This is a genomic window from Pectinatus haikarae (assembly GCF_050916305.1).
GTDB classification, from domain to species: Bacteria; Bacillota; Negativicutes; order Selenomonadales; family Selenomonadaceae; genus Pectinatus; species Pectinatus haikarae.
In genome coordinates this window covers 1,505,303-1,530,458 of the sequence record NZ_CP116940.1, presented here as the reverse complement: position 1 = coordinate 1,530,458, position 25,156 = coordinate 1,505,303, and the positions used below count along the sequence as shown (strand labels likewise).

The 25,156-nt window shown below is 38.7% G+C and carries 27 protein-coding genes; 20 read left to right on the top strand and 7 right to left on the bottom strand.

What is annotated here, in order from left to right; all coding sequences use genetic code 11:
* Positions 1-65: 65 nt before the first annotated feature.
* From NXG61_RS07530 to NXG61_RS07520, 3 genes are all read left to right on the top strand, one after another.
* The gene (locus NXG61_RS07530; RefSeq protein WP_307224687.1) at positions 66-824 is read left to right on the top strand and encodes a FadR/GntR family transcriptional regulator; all 759 of its coding nucleotides are present in this window, start codon (positions 66-68) and stop codon (positions 822-824) included.
* Between the two features lie 24 nt (positions 825-848).
* Positions 849-1,811, top strand: coding sequence for a D-2-hydroxyacid dehydrogenase (locus NXG61_RS07525; RefSeq protein WP_307224688.1), 963 nt, complete (start codon positions 849-851; stop codon positions 1,809-1,811).
* A gap of 78 nt (positions 1,812-1,889) precedes the next feature.
* Positions 1,890-3,026, top strand: a complete 1,137-nt coding sequence (locus NXG61_RS07520) for a glycerate kinase family protein (protein WP_307224690.1) — start codon at positions 1,890-1,892, stop codon at positions 3,024-3,026.
* 314 nt (positions 3,027-3,340) lie between these two features.
* Here NXG61_RS07520 and NXG61_RS07515 read toward each other — a convergent pair whose 3' ends face one another.
* Positions 3,341-3,511, bottom strand: a complete 171-nt coding sequence (locus NXG61_RS07515; protein ID WP_196603643.1) for a hypothetical protein — start codon at positions 3,509-3,511, stop codon at positions 3,341-3,343.
* A gap of 462 nt (positions 3,512-3,973) precedes the next feature.
* Between NXG61_RS07515 and NXG61_RS07510 the strand changes: the two genes are divergently transcribed.
* From NXG61_RS07510 to NXG61_RS07480, 7 genes are all read left to right on the top strand, one after another.
* Entirely contained in the window at positions 3,974-5,020 is a 1,047-nt protein-coding gene (locus NXG61_RS07510; protein ID WP_307224692.1) for a galactitol-1-phosphate 5-dehydrogenase, read from the top strand.
* Positions 5,021-5,231: 211 nt separating this feature from the next.
* Positions 5,232-7,172: a BglG family transcription antiterminator gene (locus NXG61_RS07505; protein ID WP_432748992.1), complete on the top strand. Its 1,941-nt coding sequence runs from the start codon at positions 5,232-5,234 to the stop codon at positions 7,170-7,172.
* A 5-nt stretch (positions 7,173-7,177) separates the two neighbouring features.
* Positions 7,178-7,645: a PTS sugar transporter subunit IIA gene (locus NXG61_RS07500; RefSeq protein WP_307224696.1), complete on the top strand. Its 468-nt coding sequence runs from the start codon at positions 7,178-7,180 to the stop codon at positions 7,643-7,645.
* Between the two features lie 38 nt (positions 7,646-7,683).
* Positions 7,684-7,959: a PTS galactitol transporter subunit IIB gene (gene gatB / locus NXG61_RS07495; protein ID WP_307224697.1), complete on the top strand. Its 276-nt coding sequence runs from the start codon at positions 7,684-7,686 to the stop codon at positions 7,957-7,959.
* Positions 7,960-7,987: 28 nt separating this feature from the next.
* Positions 7,988-9,364 (top strand): PTS galactitol transporter subunit IIC, encoded by a 1,377-nt coding sequence (locus tag NXG61_RS07490; RefSeq protein ID WP_196603639.1) that lies wholly within the window; start codon positions 7,988-7,990, stop codon positions 9,362-9,364.
* Between the two features lie 88 nt (positions 9,365-9,452).
* Positions 9,453-10,310 carry a tagatose bisphosphate family class II aldolase gene (locus tag NXG61_RS07485; protein WP_196603638.1) on the top strand — a complete coding sequence of 286 codons (858 nt, stop codon included), beginning with the start codon at positions 9,453-9,455 and terminating at the stop codon, positions 10,308-10,310.
* 18 nt (positions 10,311-10,328) lie between these two features.
* Entirely contained in the window at positions 10,329-11,255 is a 927-nt protein-coding gene (locus tag NXG61_RS07480; protein WP_307224699.1) for a 1-phosphofructokinase family hexose kinase, read from the top strand.
* 316 nt (positions 11,256-11,571) lie between these two features.
* Here NXG61_RS07480 and NXG61_RS07475 read toward each other — a convergent pair whose 3' ends face one another.
* Together NXG61_RS07475 and NXG61_RS07470 are read right to left on the bottom strand one after the other, a co-directional pair.
* Positions 11,572-13,278, bottom strand: a complete 1,707-nt coding sequence (locus NXG61_RS07475; protein WP_432748996.1) for a methyl-accepting chemotaxis protein — start codon at positions 13,276-13,278, stop codon at positions 11,572-11,574.
* The gene (locus NXG61_RS07470) at positions 13,275-13,625 is read right to left on the bottom strand and encodes a hypothetical protein (protein ID WP_307223205.1); all 351 of its coding nucleotides are present in this window, start codon (positions 13,623-13,625) and stop codon (positions 13,275-13,277) included. The genes NXG61_RS07475 and NXG61_RS07470 overlap by 4 nt, the downstream gene beginning before the upstream one ends.
* 348 nt (positions 13,626-13,973) lie before the next feature.
* Here NXG61_RS07470 and NXG61_RS07465 point away from each other — a divergent pair, with 348 nt between their 5' ends.
* From NXG61_RS07465 to NXG61_RS07445, 5 genes are all read left to right on the top strand, one after another.
* A complete protein-coding gene (locus NXG61_RS07465; protein WP_196603635.1) occupies positions 13,974-14,174 on the top strand; it encodes a DUF4405 domain-containing protein in 201 nt (66 codons plus the stop codon).
* A gap of 236 nt (positions 14,175-14,410) precedes the next feature.
* On the top strand, positions 14,411-14,896 hold the full coding sequence (locus NXG61_RS07460; protein ID WP_196603634.1) for a methylated-DNA--[protein]-cysteine S-methyltransferase: 486 nt from the start codon (positions 14,411-14,413) through the stop codon (positions 14,894-14,896).
* Positions 14,886-15,569: a DNA alkylation repair protein gene (locus tag NXG61_RS07455; RefSeq protein ID WP_307223202.1), complete on the top strand. Its 684-nt coding sequence runs from the start codon at positions 14,886-14,888 to the stop codon at positions 15,567-15,569. The genes NXG61_RS07460 and NXG61_RS07455 overlap by 11 nt, the downstream gene beginning before the upstream one ends.
* A 33-nt stretch (positions 15,570-15,602) precedes the next feature.
* Positions 15,603-16,157 (top strand): bifunctional transcriptional activator/DNA repair enzyme AdaA, encoded by a 555-nt coding sequence (locus NXG61_RS07450; protein WP_432748991.1) that lies wholly within the window; start codon positions 15,603-15,605, stop codon positions 16,155-16,157.
* Between the two features lie 4 nt (positions 16,158-16,161).
* Positions 16,162-17,109, top strand: a complete 948-nt coding sequence (locus tag NXG61_RS07445) for a DUF1848 domain-containing protein (protein WP_307223198.1) — start codon at positions 16,162-16,164, stop codon at positions 17,107-17,109.
* Here the strand turns inward: NXG61_RS07445 and NXG61_RS07440 are convergent.
* Positions 17,099-17,974 (bottom strand): PhzF family phenazine biosynthesis protein, encoded by an 876-nt coding sequence (locus tag NXG61_RS07440; protein ID WP_307223196.1) that lies wholly within the window; start codon positions 17,972-17,974, stop codon positions 17,099-17,101. The two genes, NXG61_RS07445 and NXG61_RS07440, sit on opposite strands and share 11 nt — an antisense overlap.
* A gap of 166 nt (positions 17,975-18,140) precedes the next feature.
* Between NXG61_RS07440 and NXG61_RS07435 the strand changes: the two genes are divergently transcribed.
* Positions 18,141-18,596: a MarR family winged helix-turn-helix transcriptional regulator gene (locus NXG61_RS07435; RefSeq protein WP_307223195.1), complete on the top strand. Its 456-nt coding sequence runs from the start codon at positions 18,141-18,143 to the stop codon at positions 18,594-18,596.
* A gap of 18 nt (positions 18,597-18,614) precedes the next feature.
* Positions 18,615-19,808 (top strand): MFS transporter, encoded by a 1,194-nt coding sequence (locus NXG61_RS07430; protein WP_307223194.1) that lies wholly within the window; start codon positions 18,615-18,617, stop codon positions 19,806-19,808.
* Between the two features lie 50 nt (positions 19,809-19,858).
* Here NXG61_RS07430 and NXG61_RS07425 read toward each other — a convergent pair whose 3' ends face one another.
* Positions 19,859-20,380 (bottom strand): YjbQ family protein, encoded by a 522-nt coding sequence (locus tag NXG61_RS07425; RefSeq protein ID WP_307223193.1) that lies wholly within the window; start codon positions 20,378-20,380, stop codon positions 19,859-19,861.
* 18 nt (positions 20,381-20,398) lie between these two features.
* Positions 20,399-21,088 carry a triose-phosphate isomerase gene (locus NXG61_RS07420; protein ID WP_196603626.1) on the bottom strand — a complete coding sequence of 230 codons (690 nt, stop codon included), beginning with the start codon at positions 21,086-21,088 and terminating at the stop codon, positions 20,399-20,401.
* A gap of 224 nt (positions 21,089-21,312) precedes the next feature.
* On the opposite strand from NXG61_RS07420, the gene NXG61_RS07415 reads away from it, so the two are divergent.
* Positions 21,313-22,098, top strand: coding sequence for a GntR family transcriptional regulator (locus NXG61_RS07415; RefSeq protein ID WP_196603625.1), 786 nt, complete (start codon positions 21,313-21,315; stop codon positions 22,096-22,098).
* Positions 22,058-22,525 carry a pyridoxamine 5'-phosphate oxidase family protein gene (locus NXG61_RS07410; RefSeq protein ID WP_196603624.1) on the top strand — a complete coding sequence of 156 codons (468 nt, stop codon included), beginning with the start codon at positions 22,058-22,060 and terminating at the stop codon, positions 22,523-22,525. Before NXG61_RS07415 ends, NXG61_RS07410 begins: the two co-directional genes overlap by 41 nt.
* Positions 22,526-22,686: 161 nt before the next feature.
* On the opposite strand, the gene NXG61_RS07405 is transcribed toward NXG61_RS07410, so the two are convergent.
* Positions 22,687-23,790: an iron-containing alcohol dehydrogenase family protein gene (locus NXG61_RS07405; RefSeq protein WP_307223190.1), complete on the bottom strand. Its 1,104-nt coding sequence runs from the start codon at positions 23,788-23,790 to the stop codon at positions 22,687-22,689.
* A 192-nt stretch (positions 23,791-23,982) separates the two neighbouring features.
* Between NXG61_RS07405 and NXG61_RS07400 the strand changes: the two genes are divergently transcribed.
* Positions 23,983-25,155 (top strand): PucR family transcriptional regulator, encoded by a 1,173-nt coding sequence (locus tag NXG61_RS07400; protein WP_307223188.1) that lies wholly within the window; start codon positions 23,983-23,985, stop codon positions 25,153-25,155.
* Position 25,156: the final 1 nt, after the last annotated feature.

The window sequence follows — 25,156 nt, the reverse complement described above, 5'->3', positions numbered from 1 at the left end:
TCTTGCAATGAATTATAGTGCGATATAAGATATTTAATAACTATAAATAAAAAAGTAGGTCTATTATGATGGAAAATACGGATAAAATCACTAACTTGGCAAATATTTTTGAACCACGAGACACAGAATCATCTGTCACCTATGTTATCAATAACATAAAAGATTCACTTCTTACAAAAAAGCTTTTGCCGGGTGAGAAGCTACCTTCAGAAATGGATTTGTCCCGACTGCTTTCTGTCAGCAGAGGATCGATCCGCGAGGCAATGAAAATTTTAGCGGCCTTCGGCATTATTCAGATAAAGCGCGGTGACGGAACCTACATTTCTAAAGATTTCAGCGGAAAAATCCTTTTTGATCCCTTATTGTTTAGTTTTATTCTTTCGGAACCGGCCTTCGAAGAATTGCAAGATTTACGGCTGATGCTTGAAGAATACATCGTTGGTCTTGTAATTAAAAATCAAACTTCGGCGGTAATTGATGACCTTTCTGCGTGCAATATCCGTTTTCGTGAGCTGAAAAAGAACTATTACAAAAATAAAAACACCTGTGATGAAGTACTCTATTGTGATCTTGAATTTCATCATCTCTTAGCAAAATTTGCTAAGAACAGATTAATTGAGCGAATATACAATTTTGTTTTAGATTATTTCAAGCCTTACATCAGACAAAGCATTGAAGAACCCGTGAAACAAATTATTGATTCCATGAATCCGCACGAACAGATGCTCGATGCGATCAAGAAAAAAGATGTTACCGCTGCCAAACAAGCCGTACACAGATCTATTGAAGTTTGGCGGAATCTTATCGTAAAAGATCAGATATAATTTTATTTTATAAAGGAGTTTTTTATGAAAATTGTTGTTTTAGATGGATACTGTCTTAATCCCGGTGACCTGAGCTGGGATGATCTGAACGCTATAGGAGAAACTGTCATTTATGATCGCACAGAATATATCGACAGTATAATCATAAATCGCATCGGTGACGCAGATGCAGTCTATACCAACAAAACCCCCTTAAGCAAAGCAGTACTTGACGCTGCTGTCAACCTTAAGTTTATTGGTGTTCTGGCTACCGGCTACAATGTGGTTGACACACTCACAGCTGCGGCAAAAAACATTACTGTCACCAACATTCCTACATATGGGACTGATTCTGTTGCCCAAATGGCGATTGCTTTGCTTTTAGAATTATGCCATCATGTTGGTGCTCACAATACTGCCGTGCAGAACGGTGAATGGGAACATAACAATGACTGGTGCTTTTGGAAATACCCACTTATAGAGCTGTCAGGAAAAACCATCGGCATACTTGGTTTTGGACGCATCGGTCAAGCCGTTGGACGTATCGCACAGTCATTAGGCATGAAAATTCTTGCTTTTGATCGATTTCCAAACAAAACATTTGAAAACGACCGTTTAAAATATGCCAGTATTGATGAAATATTCAGCCAGGCTGATGTCATCAGCCTTCATTGCCCTCTTTTTCCTGATACAACAGGTATAATCAACGCTGAAAATATCAATAAAATGAAAAACGGTGTCTTCATCATTAATAATTCTCGCGGCGGTCTAATCATAGAAGAAGATCTGGCTAAAGCTTTAAAGAATGGTAAGGTTGGCGGTGCTGCCTTGGACGTGATCTCTACAGAACCCATCAAAGGAAACAACCCCTTACTCAATATAGACAACTGTATTATCACTCCGCATATATCCTGGGCTCCCAAAGAATCTCGTCAGCGTTTGATGAATATTGCAATAAAAAATCTAACCTGTTATATTGCGGGCACTCCGCAAAATACAGTCATATAACGTACAACTTCAGCATTATAGCCAACTCCATATAATAACCTTGCCAGACTGCTCAATAATACACAATGAGGTGTCACAATGAATATTGTTATTGCTATGGATTCCTTTAAAGGGAGCCTTTCTTCTGTGGAAGCCGGCAGCATCACTGCCACAGCCATTAGGACCTTGCTCCCTACAGCCGTCATTAAAATTTTTCCGCTGGCTGATGGCGGAGAGGGCACAGTAAATACATTGACCGAAGGTCTTGGCGGTCATATAATAACTACTCCGGCTACCGGACCTCTTGGGCAGAAAATTATCTGCCATTATGGAATTATTAAATCAACTCGTACGGCAATTATTGAAACCGCCAATGTTGCCGGTCTTTCCCTCATTCCCACACAAAAACGTAATCCGTTATATACCACCACCTATGGACTGGGCGAGCTCATACTTCATGCCATAAATAATGACTGCCGAAATTTTATTATCGGTATAGGCGGCAGCGCCACTAATGACTGCGGAATTGGTATGCTGACTGCCTTAGGTGTACAATTTTTAAACAACTGCGGTCAGCCAGCCGGCATAAATGGACAAAACCTTGCCGATGTGGTATCCATTGACCTGTCACAGCTCTGCCCAGACATAAAAAACTGCAGCTTTCACATAGCCTGTGATGTATCCAATCCGCTTTGCGGTAGTAAAGGTTGTGCTGCAGTATATGGTCCTCAAAAAGGTGCTGCATCTGAAACCATTGAGTTTTTGGATAAAGCCGCCTCTAATTTTGCTAAAAAAATTCATCAGCAGCTTGGATGCGATGAAGCCGACAAACCAGGTGCAGGTGCTGCCGGTGGATTGGGTTACGCTTTTGCTACTTTTTTGCCAGCAACCTTGGAACCCGGTGTTAGTCTGGTACTTGATGCCATTAATATTAAAAGTGCCTTAAAAAATGCCGACATAGTAATTACCGGTGAAGGATGTCTTGACGAACAAACGATTATGGGTAAAGCACCTGTAGGCGTTGCACAACTTGCAAAAAAAATCAACAAAAAAACTTGTGTCATTGCTTTTTCCGGATGTGCCAAACCAATGGCTGAAAAAGTAAACCAATATGGTATTGATGCTTATTTTCCGATCCTGCATTTACCTATGGATACTCAAACCGCCATGCAGCCAGAAACAGCACGCCTTAATCTCCGGCAAACAGTTACTCAGGTTTTTCGCCTGCTGGTATGATTTTCTCCCAAGCTAACTCATTTATCCTCTTTATCGCCCGCATTTTTGCTGCACACTGTCTGATTGCTTCTTTACATTCGATCGCTAAAAACTAACTACTTAGAAAGCCCGCAGTAACAATGTTTATGTTTGTTACTGCGATTTTTTTATTTATTTTTTATTTTTTATAAAATCGCTTAAAAAATAAAGCATATATGCTCTTTATTAAATATGAGGCAAATTTTGGGGAATCACAATTCAGTTCTACAAATTGTATTTTTTTATGCCTGTCTATTTTTTCAGATAAAATATCTCCATGCGTTTTGGTGAGATTATCAAATACCACATGCGTAAGAAACTCCCTTGATGTCAAAATTATTGGACAAACCATAATTGAACAAGCCACCGGAGACAACCAGCATCAGATGATTCTTTTGAATCTCAATCCCACTTTGCGTATTAAAATTAAGGATGATAATATCCTCGGATTCTGGAAATTGTTTCACTCGACAACCTCTTTTTCCAAATCTGTATCGACATCAAATTCTGAACAAAACCAATCCCTTTCATAGTCTTTAAAAAGTTCATCAAATGCAGCTTCTTTTTTCTGTATAAGTTTTTTTTAAACGATTTAATCTCCATTGACTGTAATTATAACTTTATCGTTAGGCTGTAGTTTTACTTGTGCAATAAGCTCTTTAGCCAGCCGGATTGCGTTACACAAAAACATTGTAATTTATATTTCAAAAGAACGGCATATTTCTCATATAACAAATTACTCACAAATGTAAAATAAAGAAAATAATAATTATCATCTTGAGCGATGGTCAAGTTACTAAATATTGGAAAATCACTTTAGCCATTCATCAATAATTTCCTCACTACACGGAAATTTTCAAACTATGGGAGATATGATGCTTTTGGTATACTAATTTTGTCAGAATTTATCGGCAAAGGAGATAATGACCATGGGTACAATGAAAGCTCTTGTTGTTGAAGGTATAAAAAAAATAAATTATAAAAGCGTTCCTATACCAGAGATTAACGATCATGAAGTATTAGTGAAAGTTCATGCCTGCGGCATTTGTGGTTCGGATTTACCACGTGCCAGAGATGGTGGAGTACATTCTTATCCTATTATTATCGGACATGAATTTTCTGGTGAAATCACTCAAATTGGCAGTAAAGTTAAAAATCTGAAAACAGGTCAGCGTGTTACCGCTGCTCCTCTTATTCCGTGCACTCATTGCGCCAACTGCTCTGCCGGGCAGCCTGCAATGTGCACCCAATACTCTTTCGTCGGCTCCCGGCAATCAGGCGCGATGGCCGAATTTGTCTCTGTTCCTTCTATAAATATTGTTCCCATTGCGGATAATGTAACATATGAACAGGCTGCCTGCATAGAACCGCTTACCGTTGCTATCCACGGTGTTGAGCGGGCTGGCATTTTAAAAAGCGGTGCTTCGGCGATCGTATATGGCTGCGGTACTATCGGTTTATTGACAATGCAATGTTTACTTGCAAAGGGTTTGGAACGCATCTATATTATCGATATTGATGATTCAAAACTTGTACTTGCTAAAAAGCTGGGGGCTCATAAAACACTGAATTCGGCTAAAATCAATATATCAAATTATTTTTCCGAGCATGGCAAAGTTGATTACGCCTTTGAAACAGCCGGAGTTAATATCCTGCAGGCGCAGATTCCTGCATTGGTAAAGAAAATGGGACATGTTGTATATATAGGAACAGTGCCGAGAGATGTCACTTTTCCGGCAGAAACATTTGAGCTTATTTTACGCGGTGAATTGAATGTCACGGGTTCCTGGATGAGTTATTCTGCCCCATTTCCTGGAGGAGAATGGAGCGGCGCTGCCGAATATCTTCAGGCTGGAAAAGTGAAAGTGGACGAACTTGTTACCCATAGATTTCCTCTTTCAGCCGGTTATCAGGCTTTCGAAACGCTGCTTGATAAGAAGCAAGAAGCCATCAAAGTTATGTATGTTATGGAATAGATATTGAAATAAAAAGCGGACATGTTGTCAATAGCATGTCTGCTTTTTATTTTAATCAGCAACCAGTAAAATAAGTAGGAGGAAAAAGAAATATCCTTCTTAGGAAATTACTAAAACATATTTAAAACATTTCCGCTATTATCGGAAATAGATGAACTATGTTTGACACCGTTTTTTTGTTATGCTTGATTCAGATAGAGAGGATGATAATATGCTAAGCAATAGACAAGAAAAGATTATCAAACTTTTGCAAAAGCATAAAAATGGTCTTACTGGCGAAGAACTATCAAAATATATTGGTGTTTCTTCTCGAACAATTCGCTCCGATATAAAAAACTTAATTTTACCAGCAGATGAGTATGGAATTAAAGTTCACTCTGGCACACGTTCCGGTTATGTATTGGAAATTATAAATTCTAAACTTTTTCAATTTTTTTTGCAAGGAGCAACTGTTTCTCATACAGCTTCTCCGGAAGACAGAGTTGATTTTATCATCCAAAAATTTCTTCAATGCGCATTGAAAAATACTTCTCTCACTCAACAGGAATTAGCTGATGAACTTTATATCAGCCTTTCTACTCTAAAGCTTAATATCAAAGAAGCTTCAAAAATATTAGCTCCTTACTCGCTTGAATTTGCTTCTTATAAAACAGAAGGAATGCGGCTTATAGGCAATGAGGCAAAACTCCGCTATTTTATATCAGAATATATTTCGCAAAAAAAGAATCCTTCCTTTTTACAAAGTAATGCATTTTACAGCAATGTTTTCAAAGGAATTGATTTGTCATTGATTGAACATATTATTTTTCGTGTTATCAATGCCTATGAGCTTCATTTAACAGATGTTGCCGTACAAAATCTTTCCATGCATATTGCAATCGCCCTTAAGCGGGCCGGACAGGAAAACTATATCGTTTATACCCTCAATCAAAGCAGATTCATGGAAAAAACCAAAGAATTCGAAGTTGCATCTTCCATATTTGAAGAGCTTTACCGTGCGACAAAAATTGATGTGGCAACCAGTGAGGTCTACTATCTTACTCAGCATCTCATGGCAAGCAAAAAATATATGGAGGCAGATGATTCTTCTATTCAGAGAATGACTGAATTGGTCAGAGAAATCATTAGCAATATTAAGGAAAATGTAAATATTGATTTTTCTAAAGACAATACTTTAATTCAATGGCTGGCATTACATCTTAAGACATCTATTCCAAGAATGAAATTCAAAATGAATATTCGCAATGATGTCATTGACATTATAAAATCCGAGTATCCATTGGCTTTTCAAATTGCTGTAATTGCCAGCAATTTTCTCGAACAAAAAGAACACATTATTGTCAATGAAAATGAGATAGGCTATATTGCCGTACATTTTGGTGCAGCTTTAAATCGGCAGGATATAAAAACTGATGCTTGTGTAAGGCGTGTTTTGCTTGTTTGCGCAAGTGGTATGGGGACCGCAGTGCTTTTAAAATCCCGTTTAGAAGAACATTTTAAAAGCCGCATAGTCATAGTCGATACAATTCCTGGCTATCAGCTTACTGAGGATATGCTCAGAACAGTGGACATTGTGATCACCACTGTTCCAATAAAACACATTGACTCAGAAAAGATAATTTGGATAAAACATTTATTGAACAATAAGGAAATATATCTTCTGGAACAGCATTATTTTTCTTTGCATCAAGGTATAGGAATAGGAACAGAAATAGAAGATTTTTTCCTTAAAGATTGCTTTAATATGCATATGCAGTTCAATACAAGGAATGAAGTTCTTGAGTTTCTCACCGAACAATTGAAAAGTAAAGGCCTCATGGATGATCTCGCCAAGCACTCCGTTTTTGAACGTGAAAATGCATCGCCTACAGAAATCGGCAATTTAGTGGCCATACCGCATCCTGTTTACAACGATCCGCCAAAATCATCTATCGCTATTCTCATTTTAGATAGACCGATCTTATGGGATGAACAGCCTGTTCAGCTTGTTTTTTTAATCAGTATTGCTAAATCTCAATTTAAACTTTGGGAACCTATTTTTCTGAAACTATTCAATTATCTTGTAAAAAATAATGGTGTCAAAGAAATATTGCACGAGACTTCGTATGACACCTTTATCAAAAATTTTAAAAAACAGTTCCCTCAGGAGTGATATTAATGAGCACGCACACTTTATTTAATGAGAAGCTAATTTTTTTTGACAAAATCCCCAGTGACAATTTTTCAGCAATAAAAATATTAGGGGATGAACTTGTCAAAGCTGGATACATTCTTCCGGCCTATATAAAAACCGTTTCAAAACGGGAAATTGATTTTCCAACAGGAATTGCCCTGCGATCGTCCGGCGTTGCTATTCCGCATGCTGCCCCGGAAAATAATGTGCTAAAAGATGGAATCGCTGTCCTGCGCTTAAAAAAACCCGTTATTTTTCATAGCATGGAAGATTCGGAAGATAAATTATCCGTTTCCATAATTTTCATGCTGGCACTGAGAGAAGCCAATGGACATATTTCAATGCTGCAAAAACTTTTTAGGATCTTTCAGCAAAATGATTTAATGCAAAAGTTATTAATTGCTGATAATACTGAAAAATTTCAAACACTTATGCTCGAAAACATGCAATAAATTATTCATTTTAAAATTGAAAAAGGTGGCAGATGATTATGAAAAAAATTATCGTAGCTTGTGGTGGTGCTGTTGCTACTTCAACAGTTGCCGCAACGGCAATAAAAGAACTTTGTAATAAAAATAATATTCCTATAGAAATATTACAGATTCGCATGAATGAAATTGAAAATAATCTCAGTGGTGTGGATCTTATCGTCACGACGATGCGTATAAAAAAAGATTTTGGAAAACCTTATGTAAACGGAATGCCCTTTCTCAGCGGTATAAATGTGGAAGAGACAGAAGAAAAAATACTTTCATATTTGCGGTGATTTTCAATAAATTTCAGGAGGTAGTTTCATGGATATTTTATTAGCCTGTGTAAAATATTTTGTTGATCTCGGTCCGGCCGTTATGTTGCCAATTGTTATTTTTATAGTCGCATTGATTCTGGGACAATCATTTGGCAAAGCTTTAAAATGCGGTCTTTCCATAGGTATTGGATTTATAGGAATAGGATTGGTCATTGGTCTTATGTTAAGCAATCTTGCACCAGCCGCCAAAGCAATGTCTGCAAATTTCGGTCTGTCTATGAATGTTATTGATATTGGCTGGCCGGGTGCAGCTCCTATGACCTGGGCGAGCAGTATAGCCCTCGTCGCAATTCCGATAGCAATTCTTGTGAATATTATTATGCTTACACTTCGTATGACGAGAGTAGTTAATATAGATATCTGGAATATATGGCATTTTGCTTTTACCGGAGCGATTATCAACATTGCAACAGGAAGTTATGCATTAGGTGTTTTGGGAGTGGCACTGCATGCTGCCTATGCTTATAAAATCGGGGATTGGTTCGCACCTGTTACAGAAGAATATTTTGGCTTGGAAGGTATAGCGATGCCGCATGGGGACAGTGGTTGGTTTGCTCCAATTTCTGTGCCTGTCAACTGGCTGCTCGATAGAATTCCCATTATTCGTGACATTGATATAAATCTCGAACATTTCCAGAAATTTGGTGCATTGGGAGATCCTTCCATTATGGGCGGAGTCCTGGGTGTGATCATCGGTATTCTTGCCGGATATGATCTTCGCGGTATTCTCACGCTTGGTGTTCAAATGGCCGCAGTTATAATTTTAATGCCGCAAGTCGTAAAACATATCATGGCAGGCCTTATGCCCGTATCAGAAACAGCTAAGTCTGTCCTTAAAAAACGCTTTAAAAATTCTACATTCTATATCGGGCTTGACTGTGCCTTACTCCTTGGCGATCCGAGTGTCGTTGCCGCATCACTTCTTTTTATTCCCATAACTATTTTTATTGCTGCCATAGTCCCCGGCAATCAGATTTTACCGTTTGGCGATTTACCTACCATTGGCTTTTTTATTGCTTTAGCTGTTGGTGTACACAAGGGAAATCTATTCCGTACATTGATTACAGGAATAATTGTCATGTTCATGGCAATTTGGATTTCCAATCAAATGATCGGTCTCCATACTATTTTGGGTGAAAATGCTGGTCAGATAAGCGCCGGTGTATCTCAGGTAGCTTCGCTTGATCAGGGCGGCAGTCCGATAACTTATATTCTTTCGCAAATCATGCATAATACAGATATGGGCGGTCTTCTTATAATCGGAATATCTTATATCTTCTGTATCATATGTACCTGGGTCTGGCACAGAAATCAGATTGCCAAAACTACGAAAAGCAGCCATGAAATTCCCAGCAGTGAATAATCCCAAGCGGTACACAGAAATTTTGCTTATATATTATTTTAAGACTTTTTCCTAAAAAATTGCTAATTTTTATATGGGGGACTTTATCATGCACACTATTTTATCAACAAGAGAAATGTTATTAAAAGCGCAAAATGAACATTATGCAGTACCTGCATTTAATATTCATAATATGGAAACAATGCAGGTAATCGTTGATGCTGCCGTGCAACTCCGGTCTCCTCTGATTATTGCAGCTACACCTTCTACTGTACAATATGCTGATCGGGATTATCTTGTCGCAATGGCACAGACAGCAGCTAAGCAAACTGATCTTCCCATTGCTGTTCATCTTGATCATCATGAAAATATTACTGACATAAAAGCATCAATAGATGCGGGATTCCGCTCTGCCATGATTGATGCTTCCCGCGAACCGTTCGAAAAAAATATTGCCCTTGTCAGAGAAGTGACAGCCTATGCGCACAGATATGATACCACGGTGGAGGCTGAGCTGGGAAAATTAGTTGGTCAGGAAGATGATCTGATCGTAGACGAAGCAGCCAGCGCTTATACAGATCCGGAGCTTGCTGCCGAATTTGTTTTGGCTACCGGCATTGATTCTCTGGCTGTTGCTATCGGTACCGCTCATGGACTTTATAAAGGAGTGCCGAAATTAGATTTTGATCGTTTGAAAGATATACGTGCTAAGGTGGACATTCCTTTGGTACTGCATGGAGCTTCTGATGTTCCTGATGAGCTAGTACAAAAAGCAATAGCGTTGGGAATATGTAAAGTGAATGTGGCGACTGATTTAAAAATACCTTTTGCTGATGCTGTGAAAAAATTCTTTACAGCAAATCCCTCTGCCAGCGACCCGCGTAAATATATGACTCCGGGAAAAGAAGCTATGGCGAAGATTGCAGCACATAAAATAAAAGTGTGCGGCAGTGAAAATCGTTATTGAAACGAGAGGAATATATTTATGATACTTGTCATCAACCTTAACCCATCATTGGATAAAATTTATACTATAGAAAAACTGCAATATGGACAGGCTATGCGCACCTCACAAGTACAAAATACTGCCGGCGGAAAGGGTACTCATGTAGCAAATATCATTAATATTCTTGGTGAAAAATGTATGGTGTCTGGTTTTTTAGGCGGATATATTGGTAATTTTATTGCCGGTAAACTCAGGAAGGATAATATTCGCAACGAATGTATCCGCATCCAGTCTGAAACCCGCAGCTGCTTGAATATCGCAACATCAGATGGCAGGGAGACTGAAATCTTAGAGCCCGGGCCATCAGTTACCCCGGATGAACGTGATGCTTTTCTTTTTCACTATAAAAAATTACTGCAGGAAGCTTCGCTTGTTGTGGCTTCCGGTAGTTTACCGCAGAATCTTGGTGATGATTTTTACTGCCTGCTTATTAATTTGGCACATGATGCCGATAAACGTTTTTTACTGGATACCAGCGGTTCTGCTCTTAAAAAGGGGCTTTGCGCAAGGCCGTTTTTTATCAAGCCAAACAAAGATGAGATTGAAGCTCTTACCGGCAGGAAAATTAATAATCTGGAAGATGCCGTATGCGAATTAAAGAATTTTCTTGAGGCGGGAATAACTATGCCGGTTATCTCACTTGGCAAACAAGGCTCTGTTCTGGCATATAAAGACAAAATATATCATGCCGTCCCCCCGGTATTAAATGTCACTAATGCCGTCGGATCCGGTGATTCATATGTGGCCGGACTTGCGGTATCGCTTAACAATAAGATGCCAATTGAAGAAACTATCCGATTTGCTTCTGCGTGTGGAACGGCCAATGTTCTTGAACCGGAAAGCGGTTTCATCAGAAAAGAAAATGTTATGAATATTAAACAGCTTATAAAAATAGATTATTTATAACGGAGGCTTGCCTAAAATATTTTATATGTCAAAAAATGATATCATTCGCATCACTGTGAGGTCATAGTGCAGAACTCAGAGCTATAACCCAAAATCTGATAAGACAGACTATCTCAGGAATTTTTAGTCTATCTATATTATATAAAGTGATTTGTAGTTAATAAATTTAAGAAACCCCGTAGCGAATCTGCGGGGTTTCTTAGCATGATATCGACATAAGGCAGCGAGGCTCCTCATGCCATACTCTTCTTTAAAACAGTTTCTGAATTTTATGGTAAGCATTCAAAAAAACACGCTGCATAAAATCTCCGTATTATTATAAACGAAATTTAGCTATTTGTGTTTTCAGCTCTTCGGCTAATTTTGCAAGGGTCTGGCTGGAACTGGCTATTTCTTCCATAGAGGCAAGCTGTTCCTGTGTGGCGGCGGAAATGCCTTGTGTTCCGTCAGCCAGTTCTTTGCTGTTGAGATCGATCTTTTCAAAGGCTTTGGCAATATGGCCGCTGTCAGAGAGCATTTTCTGTATTTCTGAAGATATTTCTTTCATTTGGTCGGAGACATTTTCCACTGAAGTTATGATTTCTTTGAAGGCAGTTCCTGCCAGGTCTACTACTTCAGCTCCTGTTTGTACTTCCTGAGTGCCGGACTGCATTACAGATACGGCTTTTTCTGTGTCTGACTGGATTTCCCCGACCAGCTGGGCGATTTTCTTGGCTTCGTTTTCTGACTGCTCCGCCAGTTTTCTGACTTCTTCGGCAACAACGGCAAATCCTTTGCCTTGTTCACCGGCCCGTGCGGCTTCGATCGCGGCATTAAGCGCCAGCAGGTTTGTCTGTCCGGCAATTCCGGAAATGGCGTCTACTATAATGCTTATTTCTTTTGATCGGGTTCCCAGTTTTGCTACCGCCTGTGAGGATTCATTGACGGCTGCGGCTATCTGGTTCATTTGCAGGACGGCTTTGTCTGCTGATTGACCGCCGTTTTGGGCTTTTTCCGAAGCGTTGGCAGATTGTTCGGCAATATGGCCGGCATTGTCAGCGATTTTTTTTATTCTTGCTAATAGCTGATCAACGGTTTTAGTGGTGTCATTTACTTCTTTTGTCTGAACAGATGCGTTGTTTGCGATTTCAGCTACCAGAGACGCAACCTGATCGGCAGCCTGCGCCGACTGGCCGGAACTGGCAGTCAGCTGTTCGCTTGAAGCCGCGGCCGACTGCGAGGTGTCAGCTACACGGGAAATAACGCTGCGCAGGTCTTCTGTCATACGGCTGAGACTTTTGCCCAATCTTCCCATTTCATCTTCTGATTTTATATTTATTTTTGTTGATAGATCTCCTCCGGCTATCTGTTCCGCACAATGCATCAGATATTCGATCGGCCTGCCGATCTTTCTGTTGAAAATCATGATTATGAAGCTTACCAGCAGCAGGACAACTGCGATAAAGATAATTATGCTTATGATCATTACTTTGTTGACATTCTGATAGGCTTCCGCAGTAGGATATACCAGTACCATATGCATTCCTGTTTCGGCGATCGGTGCGGCTATGACAAAGCTGTTTTCGCCAAAGGCTGAGGATTCGGTCAAAAATGTATCTGCCGATTTTAAGATTTCCGTTCCAAGCTGCTGTACTGCGGGATTTTGGTCATCTACGATTTTTTCCTTAAGATTTTTATTGTCATCCTTGTCACCAAGATAATATCCCTGAGGACTTATAACAAAAGCATATCCGGTCTGGCCTATTTTTATATTGCGGACGAAGTCTATAAACGCTCTCAAGTCTATATCCACCGTAGTTACACCAATAATTTTATCATCTTTTTTTATAGGACAGCTTACCGTGATCATTGCGACCTTGCTTACAGCATCTTCATAAGGTTCACTCCAATAACCGCTGTTTTTTGCTTTCACCCCATCTTTATACCAGTCATATTTGAAATAGTCATCAACACCATTACTGTAATCCCAGCTCACATCAATTTTGCCGTCATTTTTGAATACATATGGTCCGTAATTTGTTATACCCTGCTGATATATATTTGGCTCAAGCCAAAAACCACTGCCAGCAATAGCACCTCTGATGAAATATATTTATTCATAGTATTCAGCAATAAATCAGTATCGATATGTGACATAGTGCTGACATTATACGACAAAAGCTCCGCATATTTGGCTGTCGCTGCCAACGGAATTGATAAACTGTTTGTTATTTCACCAGACTGATATCGCAAATTATTCTGAACTTCACTTTCCATATTCTGCTTAAACTGATAAATGCTATAGGCGCTTTGAATACCACTGACCAGAATTACCATTCCTACTGTTCCAATAATAAAAAGTGTCTTAATGCTCTTTGTGATGCCCTTCATTTTCATTTCCCCCTCCGTGGAATATGTTTCATAAGACACAATCGAATCAGAAAATATTTATACGTTCAGTTTAACATTCCATGATGCAGTATATATTATTTTAATGTTACGTTTATGTTAAGGAGCATCTCTTCAGATAGCAGAATTAAACACAACTATCCTGCGCTGCACCTTGGCAAACCTTTCTCATTAAGACCGTTACCCCATCTAATACACTATCATAAAAAATTTGGTGTTAAATTTATTATAAGGCTGTTACTATTTTCAAAAAGGATTTATAATATCCTTGTTATGTTTATCGGCATGGATCATTTCAAAATACAAATTATTATATGATATGAGGTTATTATGAAAAAAATTATTTTTTACACACTTATGCTCTCTTTTATAATTATTTCTTTGACAGGTATTTGCCTTTCACTGAAAGTTTATCGCCTTTTCAACTACAAGATAATTCACGAAATCTTCAGCTATATTTTTCTGATAAGCAGTATATTCCATATATACGTCAATAGAAACAGTATCTCGCATTATTTAAAAAACAAATAGTATAAATGATATTTTTAGTACATACACATCTGTAAAATGATAAAATAAGCCTGCCGCCAAAGAGCTGACAGCATATACCACACCGCAAATAAAATTTGATGGTGCAAAAGCGGAAGACAAATAAATAAATATCAAGTATATTTAAAATACGGATAAGTTCTCTTGTAAAACTGCAGCCGTTTTTTATTACGATCAGGGGATTTTACCGCAAAATCCACCGAGGGGAGGAAAAACCTATGAAATATACGTATTTTATTGAAACAGAGTTAGGAACAATAGGAATATCTGAAACTGACGGTTCTATTACAGAACTTTTTCTTACAAAAAATCGGCAAAAAACAACAGGCGGATCACAAACGCCTATGCTAAAAGAAGCCGAAAAACAGATCACAGAATATTTATCAGGGCAGCGCAGAGAATTTGATCTACCGCTTGCCGCTGAAGGAACAGCCTTTCAAAAAAGTGTATGGGCCGCCCTGCGTAAAATCCCGTATGGAGAAACACGCAGCTATAAGCAAATAGCGGAAATGATCGGTAATCCCAACGCTTCCCGTGCTGTGGGAATGGCAAACAATAAAAATCCTCTCCTGATCGTGACACCATGTCACCGAGTCATTGGTGCGGACGGAAAACTGGTTGGCTATGCGGCTGGTCTTGCGATCAAGGAAAGGTTATTGAAACTGGAACGAGCCAATAAGGAAGAAAAAACGGATGCAAGATAAAATCAGACACCAACTTGAAGCACTGGCAGAAGAAAACTATCGTATTTTTTCTTCAGGACTACTTCCGCATACGAAATATATTCTCGGAGTGCGTCTTCCCCTGCTTCGCAAAATGGCAAAACAGCTTACACGGTCAGACTGGCATCGATATCTGAAAACAGCGCAGGATTCTTCCCTTGAGGAAATCATGCTGCAGGGAATAGTGATAGGTGCTGTAAACTGCCCGCCGGAAGAACGATTTCCCTATATACAGTCATTTATCCCTAAAATCAGCAACTGGTCGGTGTGTGACAGTTTTTGCACCGGCCTTAAGTTTACAAAAGAATGCCCGGTGCAGATGTGGCATTTTTTACAGCCGTATTTAAAATCAAATGAAGAGTTTCAGATTCGCTTCGCGGTAGTCATGTTAATTTTTTACTACATTGATAAAACTCACATTGCAGAAGTCATTCATCAGCTTGATATGGTGCGGCATGACGGGTATTATGCAAAGATGGCAGTTGCATGGGCAATTTCCATCTGTTATATTCAGTTCCCTGAAATTACTTTTCAGTATCTGCAGAAGAATTGTTTAGACGATTTTACCTATAATAAGGCTTTGCAGAAGATTACGGAATCATTAAAGGTAGATAAAGATATAAAAAAACAGATACGCGCTATGAAAAGGCATTGACTAAAAAGGTAAAAATTGACGGAAGGACAATCCATGACAGAAGAGGAAAAATGGGAAGCGGTACTAGCTTGTGATGCTTCGTATAATAACAAATTTTTCTACGGTGTAAAAACAACAGGAATTTTTTGCCGTCCCTCTTGTAAATCCAAAAATCCCAAACGGGAAAATATAATTTTCTTTACTGCGGAAGAACAGGCCAGAAAGAGCGGATTTCGCCCTTGCAAGCGATGCCGTCCTGACTTATTGGAATTCCGGCCACATCGAGAGAACGCCGAAAAAATAAGATTGACCTATGATCGTTATTTTGGGGATCATGTTCAATTAAAAAAAGAATTAGAGAAGCTGTGTCTTGGCAGAAATCAAATTATTCAGTTATTTCAACACCATTATAAAAAAACTCCGGTAAAATATTTAAAAGAGCTGCGCATAGCCAATGCAAAAATCTTACTCTCCGATACACAAAATACTATTTTGCAGGTCGCCTTGCAAAGCGGATTTAATAGTATTTCCACTTTTTACGCGCAATTTGATCGGTTAGTGGGAATTTCACCGAATGCATATCGAAAAAAATTTTCTGTGAGGAGATAAACCTATGATCGTGAGTGCCAGCCGTCGTACGGATATTCCTGCTTTTTATTCTTCGTGGCTGCTCAATCGTCTGCGGGAAGGATATGTATTAGTTCCCAATCCAAGAAATCTTCTAAACTACAGCCGAGTGGAGCTGCGGCCGGAGACTGTTGACTGCTTTGTCTTTTGGACAAAGAATCCTGCGCCGATGCTTCCGAAATTAAATGAAATTGCTGCGATGGGATATCCGTTTTACTTCCAGTTTACTTTAACACCATATGATCGGGAAATAGAAAAATATTTGCCGTCTAAAACCATATTGATACAAACTTTTCGTGATCTTAGCAGACTGATCGGTGCCGAAAAAGTAATATGGCGGTATGATCCCATTATATGCACAAAGCAGATTAATTCCAGCTGGCATTTAGAACAATTTAATAAAATAGCTGCTGCTTTGGAAGGATATACGAATAGATGTATTTTCAGTTTTGTGGATTTTTATGCAAAAATACGTAAAAACCTGCAAAATACCGCACTGATTCAAATGCAGGAATCGGCTATGCTGCGAATCGCGGAAGGTTTTTCCAAAATTGCCCGCAAACACAAGATACGGCTGGCAACCTGCTGTGAAGCAATAGAATTGCAGCAGTATGGAATAGAACATGCCGCATGCATTGATGCAAAACTAATTGAAAATATTCTCGGCTGCTCTGTCCGTTCAAAAAAAGATACAAATCAGCGTCCCGGCTGCGGTTGTATGGAAAGTGTGGAAATTGGCACATATGATTCCTGTCCACATGGCTGCATATATTGTTACGCTGCTTCTTCCACGCAAAGCGGACAGTATCGTGCAGCCTTTCATGCCCCAACAGCACCGGTTCTGCTTGGACCTATACCCAAAGCAGCCGTTATCACTAAAAAGAAAATGCTTTCGGTAAAGGAACAATGCCAACGGTTATTTTTCATACCGTGATGTGCAGCAGCTCTGTTACAAAGGCCTGTCCGCCCACTAAAATTTTCCTGATACAATTATCGGCAGCTATGATTTTAGTGATAATCTCCGAAGGCTTATTCATTACGTAGCCCTGCTCAAATTTTAGAATATTATTGCTGAGAGGAACAATCTTATTTCGGTAAAGATAACATGCGAGCGCCCCGTTAGATGTTCCTGTGGCCGACTCTTCCGGAATATCATATAAAGGAGCAAAATTCCGGCAGTGTGCCGTTCCTTCATGCAATGTATCAAGCGTAAACGCATGAATACCAACAGTGCCGTATTTTTCACTGATTTTCTTTATTAACTCAAAATCTGGTTTTACAGAAAGCAGGCTACCCAGATTTTTTATGGGAACTAAAATATCCTTTAGTCCTGTCGAAACGATTTGAATCGGTAAATTATTGAAAATATCATCTTCCGATACATTTAGGCAGGGAGCTATTTCTTTTCTGCAAGGGGCATGTTCATAAAAAACAGGAAGCGCCTGTTCCATAAATACGGTACTTTTTTCGATATGTACTGTCAGCATACCGGCAAGTGTTTTCTGACAGATAACTTTATCATACGGAATTATATTCTTCTCGCGCAGCAAAGTAAATGCAGCAATTGTTGCATGTCCGCAGAGTGATACTTCTTTGTTTGGCGTAAAAAAGCGTGTTCTATAATTTTCAGAAGAAAATTTTCGCAAAAAAGCTGTCTCGGAAAAATTAATTTTTGCAGCAATTTTCAACATACTTTCTTCCGATACCCCATTGCTGTCCAACATAACCGCAGCCGCATTTCCTCCTGTGTCTTTTATGGAAAATGCATTTAATGCATAGAGATCATAAGTATATTGCACGAATAGCATCCTTTCTCCATTATCTAACTATAAGTGATTCAGTATTATTAACTGAATTTCTTCAGCAGCCTTGATTAAGTATAGCATAAGTATATTTACAGAAAAATGAACTTATGCTATACTTGTATTGTTTCCAAGGAAACAATACAACAGGGAGAAATGATATATGGACACAACCATGCAGATCATAAAATCTCTTACAAAATTTCAGGAACGCCCTGACATTTTAAAACAATGCCATGAAAAAATATTTGAAGGTATCCATTTGGCGGAGGCCCACTGTATAGATAATATAGGTAAGACAAAAGATGCTAATGTAACAAAAATAGCCGCTTCTATGAAAATGACCAGAGGAGCAATAAGCAAAATTTGTAAAAAATTGCTGAGAAAAAAATTAATTGACTGTCACAAAAAAGTGGAAAATAATAAAGAGCTGTATTTTTATTTAACAGACACAGGAAAAGAAATTTACGTAACACACAGAATATACCATGATAAGGCTATGCAAAATAAATTAGCACTTTTAAAGGATTATACATCGGCAGAACAAAATGTCATCTTAAAATTTTTGGAAGATATAAATATTATGTATGATAAGCATTCAAAAGAAATTTTAAAATAGAAAAACGGAGGACTTTTTATGACGCAAAAATACGTGTATGCATTATCTGCCGGACATTTCTTCAATGATATAGGCATGGGTATCTTACCTGCTGTACTGCCTTTTTTCATTGCGAATTATGGCATGAATTATAAGGATGTATCAGGGCTGATGTTTGCGGCATGCTTCTTGTCATCTATCGTTCAGCCTACTTTCGGCTGGCTGGCAGACAGGATTTCCAAAGTGTGGATAATGTCATTAGGGATCTGCCTTTCGGGTGTGGCAATGGGTGCCATTGGTCTTTTTGAAGATTATTGGATTATTTTTGCGGTAGTGACTGTAAGCGGAATCGGCAGTGCTATATTCCATCCAGAGGCAGCGCGCATGGTCAATAAGATCTCGGGTGAAAAAAAAGGAACTGCATTAAGTATCTTTTCTATGGGCGGAAACGCCGGATTTGCTTTTGGACCCGTAATTGTAGTGGCCTTTATAAGTGCTTTTGGCATGAAAGGCACATTAGTTTTCAGTATACTTGCACTGGTGATGTCTATTATCTTATTGTTTATTGTGCCCAATATAAAAAAAGAAATAGAAGCAACCAGTACAAATTTTGAAAAAAGAAATAATAATTCAACGATACCCGACAGAGAAAATCATTGGAGTGCTTTTTCGAGGCTTACTATGCTGATCGTTTGCAGTTCACTTGTTATTTGCGGGTTGAGAAGCTTTATTCCTTTATATCTTGTAGCTCAGATGGGACTTTCTGAGGCTGCAGCTAGTTCTGCGCTGACCATCTTGTTTATGTTCGGCATTGTTACGACGATGATCGGGGGAATGATGGCCGACAAATTTGGCTATTTGAAAATAGTGCAAATAAGCTATGCTCTTCTCGTTCCTATGGTCTTTCTGCTGTCGCGTACGGAAAATGCCGTTATTGGCTATGTACTGATGATACCGATTGGTTTTGCCATCTTCTCTCCATTCAGTTCCATTGTTGTCCTGGGTCAAAATTATTTGGCACGCAGTATAGGTTTTGCATCCGGTGTCACATTGGGCCTTTACTTCAGTGTAGGCGGTATGGTCATTCCTTTGATGGGTATGTTCGCAGACAAGTACGGTCTGACTGCGAACATGGAATTATTGACAGTATTTGCCTTACTGGCGGCAATATGCTCTTTTATTTTAGTGAAACCCTTTGAAGAAAAAACAGATAAGCAAAGTCTGACTGCATAAAAAAAAGAGGCTCCTGTCCGCAGGAACCTCAAAATCCATTGGTATAATAATTATTCTCCCATAATTATTATCTTACATTTTCTGGTGCGTGGTCTGGCTCTGTCGAAATCCACAAAATAAATATAGCCTGTAGTACCGACCCCTAAAGTTCCTTCTTCAACATCGAATATCTGGCTTGATCCTATAAGAGTAGCTTTTAAATGCGCATCGCAGTTTAAGAGTGCATCGCGGTCTCCCCCCGGGAGATAAAATTCTGCTTCAGGCCAGGATTCCACTTCCTGATAATGCTTTTCGCCGGGATAATTATATTGTCCCTGGGCGGTATTATCAGGAATTATTTTTTTCAAGACATTGTTTAAGTCCGTTTGAAGAAATTCATCTCCATTTTCATCGCGATCATGAACAAATTCTTCAAAAAAAACAGCGCAGGTTGTATGCGGTGATATTACGGTGCATATGCCGTTTCGAATATTGCTTTTCGCGATAGTCTCTTTCACCTGAGTTGTTATGTCAATAAATGTCGGCCTCTGTCCGTGAGATTGCAAAGAAATGGTTTCTTTATATACAGTCATTTTTTTGACCTCCTGTTATTATGCTTTTTCTTTGTATGCTTTTAACATGGCATCTGCCATTTCCTGAACGCGGACAACGGGATCCGGTGCTTTCAAAATACCGTTGGTGCCGCCGGTACCGTCAGCACCGAGACGGATAACATTGTAGACATCCTCAGCTGTAGTTATGCCTGATGCAACCATCACAGCAATATCCGGATCAACAGCTTTGATCTGTGACGTGGTCTCTAAAATATAGCTGTTATCAGCTACCTGTCCTGTCCCAATCAAATCAGTGGGTTCACATAATAAAATATCCGGGGAAAACCGGGCAATGGACAATGCTTCCGATAATGAATCCGCACAAGCTATAGTTATCATCGAAAGTTTTTTCGCACGGTCAATAGTCTTGGAAAGTTCGGATAAGGTCAGCTGATTTTCGGCATGATTCAGGAAAACGGCTCCCGCTCCGGCATCCTTTAATGATTCAGGAAGTATATGCCCCATTCCGCGTCCCGGTTTCAATGATTCCATATGCTGTGCCGTAACGACAATGCAGCCGGTGTTTTCTCTGACGTAACGAATATCAGCAAAAGGACAGGTAAAAAAAATCTGCAGACCACTTTCTTGAGCTATTTTATCGACTGCCTGCGCTAACTCGAGAGATTTTTTACCATACAAATACGATTTAGGATTGACAACTAAGAAGGGACTTCTTACTTTTCCCATTTCAATACCTCCAAACTATATATTATTACCATCGGTTATAATATATATTACCATCGGTAATATATATTATCAAGACATAATATTAAAAATATTTTTATTTTTTTAATATATCTATATATCTTATTCTGTCCTGAAATAAATATCTTTGCTTTTATTTCAGTTGATAATGTCTATAGTTTATAATAGAATATAAATTACAAGGTTATAAATAACGGAGAAAATAAATGGAAAATGAAAAAACAAGTCCCTTGCACTTAAAGGTACAGCAGGCTCTTTTAGCCAGTTTTAACGATATGGCTTACTTTTCGCCATTGTCCGGTGAACGTGAATTATGTCAGCAATTTAATGTCAGCCGTCCTACTATACGCAAAGCCCTTGAAAATCTGGAACGGGAAAAAATCATAACAAAAATTCAGGGACGTGGTTCTTTTTATATCGGCAACAAAGTGCCGATTGATTATTCTAATACCAGTGGTCATGGATTGGGGCTTTTCCAGGTTTTAAGTTCTGCCGGTAAATTTACAAAAAGTTACGTTTTGCAACAGGATATTGAATTCCCGCATACTGATATTGCCGCCTCTTTGAATTTAAAAAAGGAAGAGATGGTTTTTCATCTAAAAAGATTGCGCTACGTAAATAACGAACTTTATTCCTTAGCTGACGATTATATTCCGCTGAACATCTGCCCGCATCTTTTGGAAACAGATTTTGCAAATGCTTCTTTATTTAAAACGTTGGAGGAAAATAATGTCATTCCTTATAAAGAGGACAAAACCATAGAAGTGAAACGTTCCGATATGCAGGAGGCTACACACTTAAATTTGAAAAAAGGTGATCCTCTTTCTGTTACCAGAATATTGACATATGACAAAGATTCCAATATTATTCAATATGCAACCTCTAAGGCAGATGCTTACAAAAGCCGTTTCAGAATAATATCGAGTATACAAAATGAAAGGATGTTTGAAAATGCTCAGAGAAATGAGAAGAAAAGACAGGCAGATATCTGACGCAGATGCCGAAAATGTTCTGCAAAAAGCGCAGTTTGCTACCTTATCAATGATTAATGAGGAAAACAAACCTTACGCTATACCGATAAGCTTCGTTTATGAAGACAATACCATATATCTGCACTGCGCTTCAGCAGGTTATAAATTGGAAAATATAGCACGCAATGCAAATGTCTGCCTATCTGCTGTCATAGATATACAGCTCATGCCGCAAAAATTTTCTACCAAATTCAAATCAGCCATTGTTTTCGGTAAAATCACAATGGTCAATGACGAAACAGATAAAAAAAGGGGGCTTTCCGCTCTAATAAAAAAATACAGTCCTGATTTTTACGATGAAGGTCTGAAATATATAGAAAGAGCATTAGCCAAAACAACCGTACTGAAAATAGAAATATCCGCTATTACAGGCAAAGAACACGAATAAATTCCCAGCAAAAAACAGGTCAGCGCATAAAAATAACAGGAAGCTCATTAAAACAAGAGCTTCCTGTTACAAAAGCGCACTTTATCCGATAACCGCAGTCATCTTCATTCATGGATTATTATCCTTTTTACGTTCGTCCTCCGACAGCAGCTTTCGAACAATTAACGCAGCAAACTGTCAGTATAAAATCCCATTACAGCACTTTCATCCGGAGCAATAAGACTTGTATTTATGTTTTTTGCCTTTAGAGCTATCTGTGTATATTTTTGCAATTCGCTTACAGTAAAATCTTCTTTCTTTCCAAGAATTTGATCGATATATTGTCTGAATTGTTCGATATTATTAAATTGCATCGCCGACAGAATAGATGAAACTTTTTCCGGAGCACCGGCTGCAATGAAATGGAGATAACTGGCAATGGTAAGTGCATTGGCCCGCCCGTGATCTATATTACGGAAATATGTAAGAGAATAACCCAGCGAATGAACGATATTGGTTCCCGTATGGGCTATGCAAAGCCCTCCTGCCAAAGAACCATACATAAGTTTAGCACGTATTTCTTCGGTAAATCCGCCTTCTGCCAAAGCAGGCAGGCATTCACCAATCTGCTTGATACCGCTTTGCGCTATCTGGCCAATCAAAGGGTTAATTTTTATTGACAACGCACTTTCGATATTATGAGAAAGCGCATCAAGTGCCGTATTGACCGTTATACTAACCGGCAATTTTTTTTGATAAGCTGGGTCCAACAATGCATATGCCGGAAAAATCAAAGGAGTCGCAATTGTACTTTTGGTCTGCGCCAAATGATTGGATAGAATAGAATAAGGCGTTACTTCACTTCCCGTGCCTGAAGTGGTCGGAATATGTATCATCGGCAGCACTTTTTCGGCATAAGTGCCGGAAAATAAATCATTTTCGGCAATATCCTGACACGCAAGCAATGCGATTCCCTTTGCCGCATCCATAGGTGATCCTCCCCCTATGGCAATAATGAAATCAGCGCCTTCTGCCTTGGCTGCCGCCGCACCCTTGTATACAGTAGGAATATCTGGATTGCTGTCAACTTCGTTAAACACAGCATACGGTATATGATTGCCGCGTAAAACCGCTTCAACATCATCCTGCGAACCGTTTATTTTAGCTGAATGACGTCCCGTTACCAACAGAGCCTTTTTCCCCAGTGTAAAAATATCATGATGTTCTCTTATGCAATTTTTCCCAAAAAATATTTTTGTCGGCATAGCAAATTTCATTGTCTGCATTAAAATGACCTCTTTTTTCGAATTTGCCACTAAGTATAAATGGTATATATTTAATGTCAATAGATATTGAATATATCTGTAACTTTTGCCAAATACCATAGTCTATTTTCGTTAAAATGCACTATGGATATAAAAAAAACAAGAAAAAAATATATACATGTGGTAAAATTTTAAGTGGGAGGAGGAATTCTCATGCCTATTACTTGCAGAAAATTGTTAAGTCTTTCCTTTCTTGATCGCAAAATAAGCTTAAGCGGCGGCAGCGAAGGACTTGACCGTGTAATTCGCTGGTTTCACGCCATAGAAGGAGTAGAAGAAATACAATTTTTGCAGAATAATGAATTGGTGCTGATGACAGGAATATCAATAGGTTCTGATGATAAAAAAATACTGGCAATGCTTAAAGGAATATATGAAAAGCATGGCGCAGGGCTTATCATCAATACAGGACGGTATATTCACAACATCCCCCAAGATGTTATAGACTATGCAAATATGGTGAAAATCCCTGTCTTTTCCGTGCCATGGGATATAAAACTTGGCAATATGACACGCAAGATAGGCGAACTCATATTGGCAGAGCGTTCAAAATATAAAAATGTTCAGGGACTCGTAAAAAAGATGCTTTTTTCTGATACCGGTACCGGAGAGAAAATATTTGACACAGCTTTATTTGACGATCATAAATTGCAGGGTGTAAAGCAGGTCATGCTGGTAGAATTTAAAACAAACCAGTTGGATTGTATTGATGAGCCGGAAGAAAAGCTGTCGGTTCTTTTTCAGGAAATAACTGCGGAATATGGGCAGCCGTGCTTTTTTACATGGAATGGCAATGAAGCTGCATTTATCATAGGAGAATACAGCAAATCCCGGCAATTTCCTTCTGCTCTGCATGAAAAGTTATTTAACAGATTTTCCCTTAATGTATTTATTGGCATTGGCGGATCATATCAGGACTTTTCTGATATGCGCAAAAGTCATAAAGAGGCGCATTTTGCTCTTAATATAGCTAAAAAAAGCAGTGATCGGACATATGTCGCATATAAGGATACAAATATTTTCCGCCTGTTTTATTATATCGACGATGCCGTTTTTATAAAAAATTATTATGAAGAAGTATTGGGCGATCTTTTGCGATATGATAAAAAAAACAGTTCCGAATTCACAAGAACTCTTGAAATCTATCTGGAAGAAAATGAAGATGCTGCGGCAACGATAAAAAGACTTTTCATCCATCGCAACACCCTTACTTACCGCTTGAAAAGGATAGAAGAAATAACAGGCTGCCGCATGGACGATTCTGAAACAAGACTCAACTTTCGCATAGCATTTAAAATGAAAACTTTTCTTAATTTTATTCAATGAC